Source organism: Streptomyces sp. NPDC048191 (assembly GCF_040652655.1).
Lineage (GTDB): Bacteria > Actinomycetota > Actinomycetes > Streptomycetales > Streptomycetaceae > Streptomyces.
On record NZ_JBEZMO010000024.1, the window covers coordinates 112,210 to 127,439 of the forward strand.

The 15,230-nt window shown below is 70.3% G+C and carries 14 protein-coding genes; 1 reads left to right on the forward strand and 13 read right to left on the reverse strand.

The window, feature by feature from the left end; translation table 11 throughout:
• Positions 1–65 precede the first annotated feature (65 nt).
• From metK to pyrR, 13 genes are all read right to left on the reverse strand, one after another.
• Positions 66–1,274 (reverse strand): methionine adenosyltransferase, encoded by a 1,209-nt coding sequence (gene metK, locus AB0D93_RS30940; RefSeq protein WP_362126345.1) that lies wholly within the window; start codon positions 1,272–1,274, stop codon positions 66–68.
• A 262-nt stretch (positions 1,275–1,536) separates the two neighbouring features.
• Positions 1,537–2,739 carry a bifunctional phosphopantothenoylcysteine decarboxylase/phosphopantothenate--cysteine ligase CoaBC gene (gene coaBC / locus AB0D93_RS30945; protein ID WP_362126348.1) on the reverse strand — a complete coding sequence of 401 codons (1,203 nt, stop codon included), beginning with the start codon at positions 2,737–2,739 and terminating at the stop codon, positions 1,537–1,539.
• 102 nt (positions 2,740–2,841) lie between these two features.
• Positions 2,842–3,114 (reverse strand): DNA-directed RNA polymerase subunit omega, encoded by a 273-nt coding sequence (gene rpoZ, locus AB0D93_RS30950; RefSeq protein ID WP_003982715.1) that lies wholly within the window; start codon positions 3,112–3,114, stop codon positions 2,842–2,844.
• 53 nt (positions 3,115–3,167) lie between these two features.
• Complete coding sequence (gene gmk / locus AB0D93_RS30955; RefSeq protein WP_362126350.1) at positions 3,168–3,761, reverse strand: guanylate kinase; 594 nt, start codon at positions 3,759–3,761, stop codon at positions 3,168–3,170.
• A gap of 60 nt (positions 3,762–3,821) precedes the next feature.
• Positions 3,822–4,145 carry an integration host factor gene (locus AB0D93_RS30960; RefSeq protein WP_003977346.1) on the reverse strand — a complete coding sequence of 108 codons (324 nt, stop codon included), beginning with the start codon at positions 4,143–4,145 and terminating at the stop codon, positions 3,822–3,824.
• A 300-nt stretch (positions 4,146–4,445) separates the two neighbouring features.
• Positions 4,446–5,291 (reverse strand): orotidine-5'-phosphate decarboxylase, encoded by an 846-nt coding sequence (gene pyrF / locus AB0D93_RS30965; protein ID WP_362126353.1) that lies wholly within the window; start codon positions 5,289–5,291, stop codon positions 4,446–4,448.
• Positions 5,288–6,394 carry a quinone-dependent dihydroorotate dehydrogenase gene (locus AB0D93_RS30970; protein ID WP_362126356.1) on the reverse strand — a complete coding sequence of 369 codons (1,107 nt, stop codon included), beginning with the start codon at positions 6,392–6,394 and terminating at the stop codon, positions 5,288–5,290. The genes pyrF and AB0D93_RS30970 overlap by 4 nt, the downstream gene beginning before the upstream one ends.
• Positions 6,395–6,475: 81 nt before the next feature.
• Positions 6,476–9,784 carry a carbamoyl-phosphate synthase large subunit gene (gene carB, locus AB0D93_RS30975; protein ID WP_362126359.1) on the reverse strand — a complete coding sequence of 1,103 codons (3,309 nt, stop codon included), beginning with the start codon at positions 9,782–9,784 and terminating at the stop codon, positions 6,476–6,478.
• On the reverse strand, positions 9,777–10,919 hold the full coding sequence (gene carA / locus AB0D93_RS30980; RefSeq protein ID WP_362126362.1) for a glutamine-hydrolyzing carbamoyl-phosphate synthase small subunit: 1,143 nt from the start codon (positions 10,917–10,919) through the stop codon (positions 9,777–9,779). Before carA ends, carB begins: the two co-directional genes overlap by 8 nt.
• Positions 10,916–11,476 carry a hypothetical protein gene (locus tag AB0D93_RS30985; RefSeq protein ID WP_362126365.1) on the reverse strand — a complete coding sequence of 187 codons (561 nt, stop codon included), beginning with the start codon at positions 11,474–11,476 and terminating at the stop codon, positions 10,916–10,918. Before AB0D93_RS30985 ends, carA begins: the two co-directional genes overlap by 4 nt.
• Complete coding sequence (locus AB0D93_RS30990; RefSeq protein WP_362126368.1) at positions 11,473–12,759, reverse strand: dihydroorotase; 1,287 nt, start codon at positions 12,757–12,759, stop codon at positions 11,473–11,475. Before AB0D93_RS30990 ends, AB0D93_RS30985 begins: the two co-directional genes overlap by 4 nt.
• Before the next feature lie 5 nt (positions 12,760–12,764).
• On the reverse strand, positions 12,765–13,742 hold the full coding sequence (locus AB0D93_RS30995) for an aspartate carbamoyltransferase catalytic subunit (RefSeq protein ID WP_362126371.1): 978 nt from the start codon (positions 13,740–13,742) through the stop codon (positions 12,765–12,767).
• Positions 13,743–13,828: 86 nt separating this feature from the next.
• Entirely contained in the window at positions 13,829–14,410 is a 582-nt protein-coding gene (gene pyrR, locus AB0D93_RS31000) for a bifunctional pyr operon transcriptional regulator/uracil phosphoribosyltransferase PyrR (RefSeq protein WP_362126374.1), read from the reverse strand.
• A 253-nt stretch (positions 14,411–14,663) separates the two neighbouring features.
• Between pyrR and bldD the strand changes: the two genes are divergently transcribed.
• Positions 14,664–15,167 (forward strand): transcriptional regulator BldD, encoded by a 504-nt coding sequence (bldD, locus tag AB0D93_RS31005; protein WP_014671524.1) that lies wholly within the window; start codon positions 14,664–14,666, stop codon positions 15,165–15,167.
• Positions 15,168–15,230 lie beyond the last annotated feature (63 nt).

A 15,230-nucleotide genomic window follows, 5' to 3' on the forward strand; every position in this document is an offset into this window, starting at 1 on the left:
GACACGCCGAGGCCCGGCCTCCCACGGTGGGGAGGCCGGGCCTCGGCGAGAAGGACGGGACGGGCTTACAGGCCCACCGCCGCGCGCAGCGCGTCCACGCGGTCCGTGCGCTCCCAGGTGAAGTCGGGCAGCTCACGGCCGAAGTGGCCGTAGGCGGCCGTCTGGGCGTAGATCGGGCGGAGCAGGTCGAGGTCGCGGATGATCGCGGCCGGACGGAGGTCGAAGACCTGGTCGATGGCCTTCTCGATCTTCTCGTGGTCGACCTTGGCGGTGCCGAAGGTCTCCACGAACAGACCGACCGGCTCGGCCTTGCCGATCGCGTAGGCGACCTGGACCTCGCAGCGGGAGGCCAGGCCCGCCGCCACGACGTTCTTGGCGACCCAGCGCATCGCGTACGCCGCCGAGCGGTCCACCTTGGACGGGTCCTTGCCGGAGAAGGCGCCGCCGCCGTGGCGGGCCATACCGCCGTAGGTGTCGATGATGATCTTGCGACCGGTCAGGCCGGCGTCGCCCATCGGGCCGCCGATCTCGAAGCGGCCGGTCGGGTTGACCAGCAGACGGTAGCCGTCGGTGTCCAGCTTGATGCCCTCGTCCAGGAGCGCCTTCAGCTCCGGCTCCACGACGAACTCGCGGATGTCGGGCGCCAGCAGCGACTCCAGGTCGATGTCGGAGGCGTGCTGCGAGGAGACGACCACCGTGTCGAGGCGGACGGCCTTGTCGCCGTCGTACTCGATGGTGACCTGCGTCTTGCCGTCGGGGCGCAGGTAGGGGATGGTGCCGTTCTTGCGGACCTCGGACAGCCGCTTGGACAGGCGGTGCGCCAGGAAGATCGGCAGCGGCATCAGGGTCGGCGTCTCGTCGGACGCGTAGCCGAACATGAGGCCCTGGTCGCCGGCGCCCTGCCGGTCCAGCTCGTCCTCGTCACCCTCGACCCGCGACTCGTACGCCGTGTCCACACCCTGCGCGATGTCCGGGGACTGGGCGCCGATCGACACCGACACGCCGCAGGAGGCGCCGTCGAAGCCCTTCTTGGAGGAGTCGTAACCGATCTCGAGAATCTTGTTGCGGACGAGGGTCGCGATGTCCGCGTAGGTCTTGGTCGTCACCTCGCCGGCCACGTGCACCAGGCCGGTGGTGATCAGCGTTTCGACGGCGACCCGGGAGGTCGGGTCCTCGCGCAGAAGCGCGTCGAGAATGGTGTCGCTGATCTGGTCAGCGATCTTGTCGGGGTGACCCTCGGTCACGGACTCCGAGGTGAACAGGCGACGGGACACAACGCTCCCTGTGGTTGCAGCGGCTGCTGGCTGATCATTTGCGGCGACGCGCGGGGCTGCGCCCGGCGTCGTCCGTGAACAGTTTATCGGTCGCACTCGGCCGATGGGCCACCGTCTCGCCTCTCGGGAGCGCTGTGACCTGCGGCACGGGCATTCTGCACAATGCCGGGCGGGCTTGGCCAGGGCCGCCACACCCGATTTGATCGTTCCTCGAGTCCGCCGTCAACCGGTCCTCGCGATCCGGCCGGGACCGGTCCGGCGGTCAGCCCAGCCGCCGTGCGACCAGGTCCCAGACGGTGTCGGCGAGGGCTTCCTTGGGGCCGTGCGGCACCGGGGTCTCGCTGCCGTCGGCGCCCAGCACCACTGCCTCGTTCTCCTCGGAGCCGAACGTCTTGCGCTCCCCCACCTCGTTGACCACGAGCAGGTCACAGCCCTTGCGGGCGAGCTTGGCGCGGCCGTTGGCGAGGACGTCGTCGGTCTCGGCGGCGAAACCGACGACCACCTGTCCCGGGCGGGCGCGTTCGGCCGAGATCTCCGCGAGGATGTCCGGATTGCGTACCAGGACGATCGGATCGGGATCCTGGCCGTCCTTCTTCTTGATCTTGCCGGAGGCGTAGACCTCGGGGCGGAAGTCGGCGACGGCGGCGGCCATGACGACCGCGTCGGCGTCCGCCGCCGCCTTCAGGACCGCCTCGCGCAGCTGGACGGCCGTGCCCACGGGCACGACGTCCACGCCCGCCGGGTCGGGCAGGCCGGTGTTGGCCGCGATCAGTGTGACCCGGGCGCCGCGGGCGGCGGCGGTGCGGGCGAGGGCGTAGCCCTGCTTGCCGGAGGAGCGGTTGCCGAGGAAGCGGACCGGGTCCAGGGGCTCGCGGGTGCCGCCGGCGGAGACGACGACGTGCCGCCCCTTGAGGTCGGGCTCGGTCACGCCCCGGGCCAGCACCCGGCGGCAGACCTCGAAGATCTCCACCGGGTCGGGCAGCCGGCCCTTGCCGGTGTCGACGCCGGTGAGCCGGCCGACCGCGGGCTCGATGACGACGGCGCCCCGCCGGCGCAGTGTGGCCACGTTCTCCTGGGTGGCCGGGTGTTCCCACATCTCGGTGTGCATGGCGGGGGCGAAGACGACCGGGCAGCGGGCGGTCAGGAGCGTGTTGGTCAGCAGGTCGTCGGCCAGGCCGTGGGCGGCCTTGGCGAGCGTGTCGGCCGTGGCGGGTGCGACGACCACCAGTTCGGCGTGCTGGCCGATGCGGACGTGCGGGACCTCGTGGACGTCGTCCCAGACCTCCGTCGAGACGGGGTTGCCGGAGAGCGCGGACCAGGTGGCGGCGCCGACGAAGTGCAGCGCGGAGGCGGTGGGCACCACGCGGACGTCGTGGCCCGACTCCGTGAACCTTCTCAGCAGCTCACAGGCCTTGTAGGCGGCGATGCCGCCGCTGACCCCCAGAACGACCCTCGGCTTGTCCACCGTCTCTCCCCGGACTCGAAAACCTGGCACACCCATGAGACACCACAGGCCCGGCAGTCGCGCTGCCGGGCCTGTGGATAAGTCAATCGCGATCTGAAAGTACTACTGCGCCGGGCCCTCGACGGCCTCGGAGGTCAGCAGGCCCGCGTTGATCTCACGCAGGGCGATCGACAGCGGCTTCTCGTGGACGTGGGTGTCGACGAGCGGACCGACGTACTCGAGCAGGCCCTCGCCGAGCTGCGAGTAGTACGCGTTGATCTGACGGGCGCGCTTGGCGGCGTAGATCACGAGGCTGTACTTCGAGTCGGTGGCCTCGAGCAACTCGTCGATCGGCGGGTTGATGATGCCCTCGGGCGCGGTGATGGAAGAGGACACGCTCTACCTTCCGATGGATGGAAAAGAACTGATCATCGTGATCACAGTCACGATCACACAACGTCCATCAAGGCTAGCAGCTCGCGCGCCACGTCCTCGACGGAGGTGTTGACCAAGGTCGTATCGAACTCCGGCTCGGCCGCCAGCTCGGTCCTGGCCGCCTCCAGGCGGCGCTCGATGACCTCGGGCGGCTCGGTGCCCCGGCCGGTCAGCCTGCGCACCAGCTCCTCCCAGGAGGGCGGAGCCAGGAACACCAGCTGCGCGTCGGACATGGACTCCCGCACCTGCCGGGCACCCTGGAGGTCGATCTCCAGCAGGACGGACTCGCCCTTCTCCAGCCGCTCCTGCACAGCCGCGCGGGGCGTGCCGTAGCGGTTGCCGGCGAACTCGGCCCACTCCAGCAGCTCGCCGTTGGCGATCAGCTTGTCCATCTCGTCGTCGGTGACGAAGAAGTAGTGGACACCCTGCTTCTCGCCGGGGCGGGGCTTGCGGGTCGTCGCCGACACCGAGAGCCAGACCTCGGGGTGTTCCTTGCGCATATGGGCGACGACCGTGCTCTTGCCGACCCCCGAGGGGCCGGAGAGCACGGTCAGCCGCGGACGTACGTCCGGGGGCTCGGGGGTCGTCCCCCGGAATGTTGCAGCCATGCAGCGATTATTCCAGCAATCCCGGGGTGCCCGGGACTCCAGGTCCGGCCGACGCCGGACTCAGGAGCCGGTGCTGCCGAACTCACGCTCCAGGGAAGCGATCTGGTTGGAACCGAGACCGCGCACGCGGCGGCTCTCGGAGATGCCCAGACGCTCCATGATCTGCTTGGCGCGGACCTTGCCCACGCCCGGCAGGGACTCGAGCAGCGCGGAGACCTTCATCTTGCCGATGACGTCGTTCTCCTGGCCCTGCTTGATGACCTCGTGCAGGGAGGCGCCGGAGTGCTTGAGTCGATTCTTGACCTCGGCCCGCTCCCGGCGAGCCGCGGCGGCCTTTTCGAGCGCGGCTGCGCGCTGTTCGGGGGTAAGGGGCGGAAGAGCCACGCCTACGTCACCTCGGATGTCGAACTGTCGGATACGGACCGGTGAGGAACCTAGTCGCCCCACACCTGGGGAGCTACGAGCAACACGCTTCGCCCGTCGTCCCCCACTACCTAATGGGTGTGGGGGTGTCCCCACAGCTCGGAGACTAGCGGTCAAGTCCGCCAGAGTCAGCGAGAACAGCGGAAAAGTCCTGGTCAGCCTCCGCCAGGCCGGACATTTCAGACATATTGCCCCGGATTTGAGGATGTATTCACACTCAAGTCGCCACGTCGCCGCCCGCCGGGGCGCGCCCCGGCGGACTCAGGCACCCGCGACGGCGGCCCGGATCTCCTCGGCGAAGCGCTCGGCGGACGCGCGCAGCGCCCCGACGTCGGGACCATGGCGCAGGACGCCCCGGCTGACGTTCGGCACGACGTTGCGCAGCGCCGGCCCGAACACCTTCGGAAGGTCGGCCGGGGTCGCCCCCTGGGCGCCGACACCGGGCGCGAGGAGCGGGCCGTTGATGGACAGGTCGTACGACGACAGGTCGCCGACCGTGGCGCCGACGACGGCACCGAAGGAGCCCAGCGGCTCCTCCCCGGCGTTCTCGGCGGCCAGGTGGGCCAGCATGGTCGCGCCCACGGTGCGGCCGTCGGCCCGGATCGCGTGCTGGACCTCGGGACCCTCCGGGTTGGAGGTCAGGGCCAGCACGAACAGGCCGGCGCCGCTCTCCCGGGCCAGCGCGACGGCCGGGCTGAGCGAGCCGTAGCCGAGGTACGGCGAGACGGTGAGGGCGTCGGAGTACAGCGGGGCGTCCTGGTGCAGGTACGCCTCGGCGTACCCGGCCATGGTGGAGCCGATGTCGCCGCGCTTGGCGTCCATCACGACGAGGGTGCCGGCCGCGCGGGCCTCCTGGACGACCGTCTCCAGGACGGCGACGCCGCGGGAGCCGAACCGCTCGAAGAAGGCGCTCTGCGGCTTCATCACGGCGACCCGGTCGGCGACCGCCTCGACGACCGTGCGGCCGAACCGCTCAAGACCGGCCACGTCGTCGTTCAGGCCCCACTGGGCGAGCAGCGAGGCGTGCGGGTCGATGCCGACGCACAGCGGACCGCGTTCGTCCATCGCGCGGCGCAGGCGGGCACCGAAAGGCTCGTACGAGGTCATGCGGGCTTCCTCACGTCGGCGCCGACCGCGTCGGCGAGGGTGGCGTACGGGCTGGTGCGCAGGCGGGCGGCGAGGCCCTTGTGGATCGCGCGGCACCAGAAGGGGCCCTCGTAGATGAAGGCGCTGTAGCCCTGGACGAGCGTGGCGCCGGCCAGGATGCGCTGCCAGGCGTCCTCGGCGGTCTCGATGCCCCCCACGCCCACGAGGGTGATCCGGTCGCCCACGCGCGCGTACAGGCGGCGCAGGACCTCCAGGGAGCGGGCCTTGAGCGGGGCCCCGGACAGTCCGCCCGTCTCCTTCACCAGCGAGGGTTGGGACTTCAGACCGAGCCCCTCGCGCGCGATGGTGGTGTTGGTCGCGATGATGCCGTCCAGGCCCAGCTCCACGGCCAGGTCGGCGACGGCGTCGACGTCCTCGTCCGCGAGGTCCGGGGCGATCTTCACGAGCAGCGGGACGCGCCGGTTGGCGACCGTGCGGTCGGCTGCCTCCCGGACGGCCGTCAGCAGCGGGCGCAGCACCTCGGTGGCCTGCAGATCGCGCAGGCCGGGCGTGTTCGGCGAGGAGACGTTGACGACCAGGTAGTCGGCGTACGGCGCGAGGCGCTCGGCGGACTTCACGTAGTCGCCGACGGCCTCCGTCTCCGGGACGACCTTCGTCTTGCCGATGTTGACGCCCACGACGGTCCTGAAGACCGGCCGACGCGTGGCGAGCCGGGCCGCCACGGCCAGGGAGCCGTCGTTGTTGAAGCCCATGCGGTTGATCAGCGCACGGTCCGCGACCAGGCGGAACAGCCGCTTCTTGGGGTTGCCGGGCTGCGGCTCGCCGGTGACCGTGCCGATCTCGACGTGGTCGAAGCCCAGCATCGACATGCCGTCGATCGCGACGGCGTTCTTGTCGAAGCCGGCGGCGAGCCCGAAGGGGCCGTGCATGCGCAGCCCGAAGGCCTCCGTGCGCAGCTCCCTGTGGCGGGGCGCGAGGGCGGCCGCGACGAAGGTGCGCAGCACGGGAACGCGGACGGCCAGGCGGATCCAGCGGAAGGCCAGGTAGTGGGCCTTCTCGGGGTCCATGCGCCGGAAGAGCAGGTTGAAGAAGATCTTGTACATGGTGTCCTCATGCTGTGTTTTTTGGGGGACACCCCCAAACCCCCGAGGGGGACACCGTTTCCGGTGTCCCCCTCGGGGCTGCTAGTCGCGGGCCGCGGTCAGGTGTTCCGCGTGTTCCTGGAGCGAGCGGACGCCCACGTCACCGTGGTTGAGGGCGTCGATGCCCTGGACGGCCGCGGCGAGAGCCTGCACGGTCGTCAGGCACGGCACGGACCGGGCGACGGCCGCCGTACGGATGTCGTAGCCGTCGAGGCGGCCACCGGTGCCGTACGGGGTGTTGACGATGAGGTCGACTTCGCCGTCGTGGATCAGCTGGACGATGGTCTTCTCGCCGTTCGGGCCGGTGCCCTCGGACTGCTTGCGCACGACCGTGGCGTTGATGCCGTTGCGCTTGAGGACCTCGGCGGTGCCGGAGGTGGCGAGCAGCTCGAAGCCGTGGGCGACCAGTTCGCGCGCCGGGAAGATCATCGAGCGCTTGTCGCGGTTGGCGACCGAGATGAACGCGCGGCCCTTGGTGGGCAGCGGGCCGTAGGCGCCCGCCTGCGACTTGGCGTACGCCGTGCCGAAGACGGAGTCGATGCCCATGACCTCGCCGGTGGAGCGCATCTCCGGGCCGAGGACGGTGTCGACGCCGCGGCCGTGGATGTCGCGGAAGCGCGACCACGGCATGACGGCCTCCTTGACGGAGATCGGCGCGTCGAGCGGGAGCTCGCCGCCGTCGCCCTTGGCCGGAAGCAGCCCCTCCGCGCGCAGCTCGGCGATGGTCGCGCCGAGAGAGATCCGGGCGGCGGCCTTCGCCAGCGGCACCGCGGTCGCCTTCGAGGTGAAGGGGACGGTGCGGGAAGCGCGCGGATTGGCTTCGAGGACGTAGAGGATGTCGCCGGCCATCGCGAACTGGATGTTGATCAGGCCGCGCACCCCGACCCCGCGCGCGATGGCCTCGGTGGAGGCGCGCAGGCGCTTGATGTCGAAGCCGCCGAGGGTGATCGGGGGCAGGGCGCACGCCGAGTCGCCGGAGTGGATGCCGGCCTCCTCGATGTGCTCCATCACGCCGCCGAGGTACAGCTCCTCGCCGTCGTAGAGCGCGTCGACGTCGATCTCGATCGCGTCGTCCAGGAAACGGTCGACGAGGACCGGCCGGGAGGGGCTGATCTCGGTCGACTCGGCGATGTAGGCGGCGAGCCGGGTCTCGTCGTAGACGATCTCCATGCCGCGCCCGCCGAGGACGTACGACGGCCGGACCAGGACGGGGTAGCCGATCTCGTCGGCGATGGCCTTGGCCTCCGCGAAGGTGGTGGCCGTGCCGTGCTTCGGGGCCGGCAGGCCCGCCTCGGCGAGGACCCGCCCGAAGGCGCCCCGGTCCTCGGCCGCGTGGATCGCCTCGGGGGACGTGCCGACGATCGGCACGCCGTTGTCCTTCAGCGCCTGCGACAGGCCGAGCGGGGTCTGGCCGCCCAGCTGCACGATCACGCCCGCGACCGGGCCGGCCTGCTGCTCGGCGTGGACGATCTCCAGCACGTCCTCCAGCGTGAGCGGCTCGAAGTAGAGCCGGTCGGAGGTGTCGTAGTCGGTGGAGACGGTCTCCGGGTTGCAGTTGACCATCACGGTCTCGTAGCCTGCGTCGCTCAGCGCGAAGGAGGCGTGGACGCAGGAGTAGTCGAACTCGATGCCCTGGCCGATGCGGTTCGGGCCGGAGCCGAGGATGATGACGGCCGGCTTCTCGCGGGTCGCGACCTCCGACTCCTCGTCGTACGCGGAGTAGAAGTACGGCGTCTTCGCGGCGAACTCGGCGGCGCAGGTGTCGACCGTCTTGTAGACCGGGCGGATGCCGAGGGCGTGCCGGACCTCGCGGACGACGTCCTCACGCAGGCCGCGGATCTCGGCGATCTGCTGGTCGGAGAAGCCGTGCCGCTTCGCCTCGGCGAGCAGGCCGGGGGTCAGTTCGGGCGCCTCGGCCAGCTCGTCCGCGATCTCCTTGATCAGGAAGAGCTGGTCCACGAACCACGGGTCGATCTTCGTGTAGTCGAAGACCTCCTCGGGCGTGGCGCCCGCGCGGATCGCCTGCATGACCTTGTTGATCCGGCCGTCGGTGGGCCGTACGGCCTCTTCGAGCAGGCCGTGCTTGTCACCCGGTTCACCGGTGAAGGTGAACTGGCTGCCCTTCTTCTCCAGCGAGCGCAGCGCCTTCTGGAAGGCCTCGGGGAAGTTGCGGCCGATGGCCATGGCCTCGCCGACCGACTTCATGGTGGTGGTCAGCGTGGAGTCGGCCTGCGGGAACTTCTCGAAGGCGAACCGCGGGGCCTTGACGACCACGTAGTCGAGCGTGGGCTCGAAGGAGGCCGGGGTCTCCTGGGTGATGTCGTTCGGGATCTCGTCCAGGGTGTAGCCGACGGCCAGCTTGGCGGCGATCTTGGCGATCGGGAAACCGGTCGCCTTGGAGGCGAGCGCCGAGGACCGGGACACGCGCGGGTTCATCTCGATGACGATCACGCGACCGTCCTCGGGGTTCACCGCGAACTGGATGTTGCAGCCGCCGGTGTCGACGCCGACCTCGCGGATGACGGCGATGCCGATGTCGCGCAGGATCTGGTACTCGCGGTCGGTCAGCGTCATCGCCGGGGCGACGGTGATCGAGTCGCCGGTGTGCACGCCCATGGGGTCGAAGTTCTCGATGGAGCAGACGACCACCACGTTGTCGTGCTTGTCGCGCATCAGCTCCAGCTCGTACTCCTTCCAGCCGAGGATGGACTCCTCCAGGAGCACCTCGGTGGTCGGGGAGAGCGTGAGGCCCTGGCCGGCGATGCGGCGCAGCTCCTCCTCGTCGTGTGCGAAGCCGGAGCCGGCGCCGCCCATGGTGAAGGAGGGCCGGACGACGACGGGGTAGCCGCCGAGCTGCTCGACGCCCTTGAGGACGTCGTCCATGGAGTGGCAGATCACCGAGCGGGCGGACTCGCCGTGCCCGATCTTGGCGTGGACGGCCTCCACGACGGTCTTGAACTGGTCGCGGTCCTCGCCCTTGTGGATCGCCTCGGGCTTGGCGCCGATCAGCTCCACGCCGTACTTGGCCAGGACACCCTTCTCGTGCAGCGAGATGGCGGTGTTCAGCGCCGTCTGGCCGCCCAGGGTGGGCAGCAGGGCGTCGGGGCGCTCCTTGGCGATGATCTTCTCGACGAACTCGGGGGTGATCGGCTCGACGTACGTGGCGTCGGCGATCTCCGGGTCGGTCATGATCGTCGCCGGGTTGGAGTTGACGAGGACCACGCGCAGGCCCTCGGCCTTGAGCACGCGGCACGCCTGGGTGCCGGAGTAGTCGAACTCGGCGGCCTGGCCGATGACGATCGGGCCGGAGCCGATGACCAGGACGGACTGGATATCGGTGCGCTTAGGCACGCTGGCCCTCCATCAGGGAAACGAAGCGGTCGAACAGGTAGGCGGCGTCGTGCGGGCCCGCTGCCGCTTCGGGGTGGTACTGGACGGAGAAGGCCGGCTGGTCGAGCAGCTGCAGCCCCTCCACGACGTCGTCGTTCAGGCAGACGTGCGAGACCTCGGCGCGGCCGAACTTCGTCTCGCTGACCTGGTCGAGCGGCGCGTCCACGGCGAAGCCGTGGTTGTGCGCGGTGACCTCGACCTTGCCGGTCGTACGGTCCTGGACCGGCTGGTTGATGCCGCGGTGGCCGTACTTCAGCTTGTAGGTGCCGAAGCCGAGGGCGCGGCCGAGGATCTGGTTGCCGAAGCAGATGCCGAAGAGCGGCGTCCTGCGCTCCAGGACGGCGCTCATGAGGGCGACGGGACCGTCGGCGGTCGCCGGGTCGCCGGGGCCGTTGGAGAAGAACACGCCGTCCGGGTTGACGGCGTAGACCTCGTCGGCGGTGGCGGTGGCGGGCAGGACGTGCACCTCGATGCCGCGCTCGGCCATGCGGTGCGGGGTCATGCCCTTGATGCCGAGGTCGATGGCGGCGACGGTGAACCTCTTCTCGCCGACCGCGGGGACGACGTACGCCTCCTTGGTCGCGACCTCCTCGTAGAGGCTCGCGCCCTTCATGTGCGGCTGGGCCTGGACGCGCGCGAGGAGCTCGGCCTCGGCGGCGATCGCCTCGCCGGAGAAGACGCCGGCGCGCATCGAGCCGCGCTCGCGCAGATGGCGGGTCAGCGCGCGGGTGTCGATCCCGGAGATGCCGACCACGCCCTGGCGCTCCAGCTCGTCGTCCAGGGAGCGCTTGGCGCGCCAGTTGGACGGCACGCGCGCGGGGTCGCGCACGACGTAACCGGAGACCCAGATGCGGCTCGACTCGTCGTCCTCGTCGTTCCAGCCCGTGTTGCCGATCTGGGGGGCGGTCGCGACGACGATCTGCCGGTCGTACGACGGGTCGGTCAGCGTTTCCTGGTAGCCGGTCATACCGGTGGAGAACACGGCCTCGCCGAAGGTCTCCCCCACGGCCCCGTAGGCGCGACCGCGGAAGATGCGGCCGTCCTCCAGGACGAGTACGGCGGGAACCTTGGCAGTTCCCCTGGTGGAGGTCGTCATCGTGCGCCTTCCGTGTCGTTGGTCATCTGGTTCAGGGTGTCGACCCACTCGGTGTGCTCGGCCGCGTGGTCGGAGCGGAAGCCGGAGTCGATCAGCTTGTCGCCGAGCGCCCAGGTCACCACCAGCAGTCCGCCCTCGGTGAGGACCTTGCCGGCGATGCCCTTGTCCAGCCGGGCCCCGCGCAGCGCGGCGGTGGGCACGAAGAAGTCGGTCGCTCCGGGGCGCTCGACCTCCAGTCCCGCGTCCGTCAGGGTGAGCTCGACCCGGCTGCGGGTGCCCAGGCCGTGGGCCACGATGCGGTCCAGCCACTGCCCGGCGGTGGTGGAGCCGTGGTAGCGGCCGCTCAGCTCAAGTCTGGCCGGGCCGGTCTCCTCCGGCGCGCTGGGCGGCGCGGGCAGGTCGCTCTGGAGGGTGCCGCGCCACTTCCATCCCTCGCGCATCAGCCAGTAGACGAGCGCGATGAAGAGGACGAGTCCGACGAGCCAGCCGATCCGGGCCGGCCAGTCGGTGACGTCGGCCGACTTCTTGGCCTCCGCGAGCAGGATTACAGGTGTCACGTGAGCTTCCCGTCGACGAGCGTGGCCTTGCCCCGCAGCCACGTGTGCGTCACACGGCCCGGCAGCTCACGTCCCTGGTACGGGGTGTTGCGGCTGCGCGAGGCGAAGCCCGCGGGGTCCACCTGGCCACGGTATTCCGTGTCGACGAGGGTGAGGTTGGCGGGCTCACCAGCCGAGACGGGACGGCCGTGCCCGGTGGCCTGTCCGATCCTCGCGGGCTTGACGGACATGCGGTCGGCGACGCCGGCCCAGTCCAGCAGGCCCGTGTCGACCATGGTCTCCTGGACCACTGACAACGCGGTCTCCAGACCCACCATGCCCATGGCGGCGGCGGCCCACTCGCAGTCCTTGTCCTCGTGCGGGTGCGGGGCGTGGTCGGTGGCGACGATGTCGATCGTGCCGTCGGCCAGGGCCTCGCGCAGGGCGTGCACGTCGCGCTCGGTGCGCAGCGGCGGGTTGACCTTGTAGACGGGGTTGTACGTGCGCACCAGCTCGTCGGTGAGGAGCAGGTGGTGCGGGGTGACCTCGGCGGTGACGTCGATGCCGCGGGACTTGGCCCAGCGGACGATCTCCACGGACCCGGCGGTCGAGAGGTGGCAGATGTGGACGCGGGAGCCGACGTGCTCGGCGAGCAGCACGTCCCGCGCGATGATCGACTCCTCGGCGACGGCCGGCCAACCGCCCAGACCCAGCTCGGCGGAGACGACGCCCTCGTTCATCTGGGCGCCCTCGGTCAGCCGCGGCTCCTGCGCGTGCTGGGCCACGACACCGCCGAAGGCCTTCACGTACTCCAGGGCGCGGCGCATGATCACCGCGTCGTCCACGCACTTGCCGTCGTCCGAGAAGACGGTGACCCCGGCGGCCGACTCGTGCATGGCCCCCAGCTCGGCGAGCTTGCGGCCCTCCAGGCCGACGGTGACGGCGCCGATCGGCTGCACGTCGCAGTAGCCGTGCTCCTGGCCCAGCCGGTAGACCTGCTCGACGACGCCGGCGGTGTCGGCGACCGGGAAGGTGTTGGCCATGGCGAAGACGGCGGTGTAGCCGCCGGAGGCGGCCGCTCGCGTACCCGTCAGGACCGTCTCGGAGTCCTCGCGGCCCGGCTCGCGCAGGTGGGTGTGCAGGTCGACCAGGCCCGGCAGCAGCACCTTGCCGTCGGCCTCGACCACCTCGGCGCCCTCGGCGGACAGACCGCTGCCGACCGCCTCGATGACCTCGCCGTCGATCAGCACGTCCTGCGGCTCGCCGCCGAGCACCTTCGCACCACGGATCAGGATCTTGCTCATGGGTCTTACTTCTCCTCGGTACGAGAGTGGGTGACGGCGGGCTCGTTGCCACCGAGCAGCAGGTACAGCACGGCCATCCGGATGGAGACGCCGTTGGCGACCTGCTCGACGGCGGTGCAGCGGTCGGAGTCGGCGACCTCGGCGGTGATCTCCATGCCGCGGACCATCGGGCCGGGGTGCATCACGATGGCGTGCTCGGGCAGCCTGGCCATGCGGTCGCCGTCGAGGCCGTAGCGGCGGGAGTACTCGCGCTCGGTCGGGAAGAAGGCGGCGTTCATCCGCTCGCGCTGGACCCGGAGCATCATCACCGCGTCGGACTTGGGCAGGGTGCTGTCGAGGTCGTACGACACCTCGCACGGCCAGCTCCCGACGCCGACCGGCACCAGGGTGGGCGGGGCGACCAGGGTGACCTCGGCGCCGAGGGTGTGCAGCAGGTCGACGTTGGAGCGGGCGACCCGGCTGTGCAGGACGTCGCCGACGATGGTGATCCGCCTGCCGGACAGGTCCTGGCCGAGGCCGGCGTCCCGGCCGATGAGCCGGCGGCGCATGGTGAAGGCGTCCAGCAGGGCCTGGGTGGGGTGCTGGTGGGTGCCGTCGCCCGCGTTGATGACGGCCGCGTCGATCCAGCCGGAGTTCGCGAGGCGGTAGGGGGCTCCGGAGGCGCCGTGCCGGATGACGACGGCGTCGACGCCCATGGCCTCCAGCGTCTGGGCGGTGTCCTTCAGGGACTCGCCCTTGGAGACGCTCGAGCCCTTGGCGGAGAAGTTGATGACGTCCGCGGAGAGACGCTTCTCGGCGGCCTCGAAGGAGATCCGGGTGCGGGTGGAGTCCTCGAAGAAGAGGTTGACGATCGTGCGGCCGCGCAGGGTCGGCAGCTTCTTGATCGGCCGGTCGGCGACCCGGGCCATCTCCTCGGCGGTGTCGAGGATCAGGACGGCGTCGTCACGGGTGAGGTCGGCGGCCGAGATGAGATGGCGCTGCATCTGTCAGGCTCCGTAAGGCAGTTCGGGAGAAGGTGGGCAAACCGGCGCATGTGTGGGCACACCGAGGTGGCCGTACGCCGGATCTGCTACTGGTCGGTCTGCTTCACACCGAGCAGCACGGTGTCGCGACCGTCCTCCTCGGCGAGCTGGACCTTGACCGTCTCCCGCAGCGACGTGGGGAGGTTCTTGCCGACGTAGTCGGCGCGGATGGGCAGTTCGCGGTGGCCGCGGTCGACCAGGACGGCGAGCTGGACCGCACGGGGGCGCCCGATGTCGTTCAGGGCGTCGAGGGCGGCGCGGATGGTGCGGCCCGAGAAGAGCACGTCGTCGACGAGGACGACCAGCTTGCCGTCGATGCCGTCACCGGGGATCTCGGTGCGGGCCAGCGCACGCGGCGGATGCATGCGCAGGTCGTCGCGGTACATGGTGATGTCGAGCGAGCCCACCGGCACCTTGCGGTCGGTGATCTGCGCCAGCTTGACGGCGAGCCGCTGGGCGAGGAAGACGCCCCGGGTGGGAATGCCGAGGAGCACCACGTCGTCGGCGCCCTTGGCGCGCTCGACGATCTCGTGGGCGATGCGGGTCAGTACCCGCGCGATGTCGGGGCCCTCGAGAACGGGCCGCGCATCGGACGCGTGCACAGTGGCGTGCGAGTCGTGCTTGTCCATACGAAACGGACCTCCTTCTCCGCCTCACGGGACGGACCTTAAAGGACGTCGGAATTGCGCCATCCACCGTAGCAGGTCCATCGGGCACCCCCGATCACCCCTTCGGCCCAGCCGGTCGTCGCTACCACGGAAGAGTCGGGGTGGACCATTCGGCTTGACGCACAAGAGTAACGCTGCGTAACCTCACAGTGAGTTACCAGCCGCGCGGCGGGAACCCAGTCCTATCGCGTCGACACAGTGTCCGGGGAGCTATATGTCCAGCGAATACGCCAAACAGCTCGGGGCCAAGCTCCGGGCCATCCGCACCCAGCAGGGCCTTTCCCTCCACGGTGTCGAGGAGAAGTCCCAGGGTCGCTGGAAGGCCGTGGTGGTGGGTTCGTACGAGCGTGGCGACCGTGCGGTGACCGTACAGCGCCTCGCCGAGCTGGCCGATTTCTATGGCGTTCCCGTGCAGGAGCTGCTGCCGGGCACCACGCCGGGCGGCGCCGCCGAGCCGCCGCCGAAGCTGGTCCTGGACCTGGAGCGGCTGGCCACCGTGCCGGCCGAGAAGGCGGGCCCCCTGCAGCGCTACGCGGCGACGATCCAGTCCCAGCGCGGTGACTACAACGGCAAGGTGCTCTCCATCCGCCAGGACGACCTGCGCACGCTCGCCGTCATCTACGACCAGTCCCCCTCGGTCCTCACCGAACAGCTGATCAGCTGGGGCGTCCTGGACGCGGACGCCCGCCGCGCGGTGGCCACGCACGAAGAGGCCTGAGCCGCTCGACACCTGAGCAGAAACGTGCCGCCGGGGTGGCCGGGACTTGCGGTTCCGGCCACC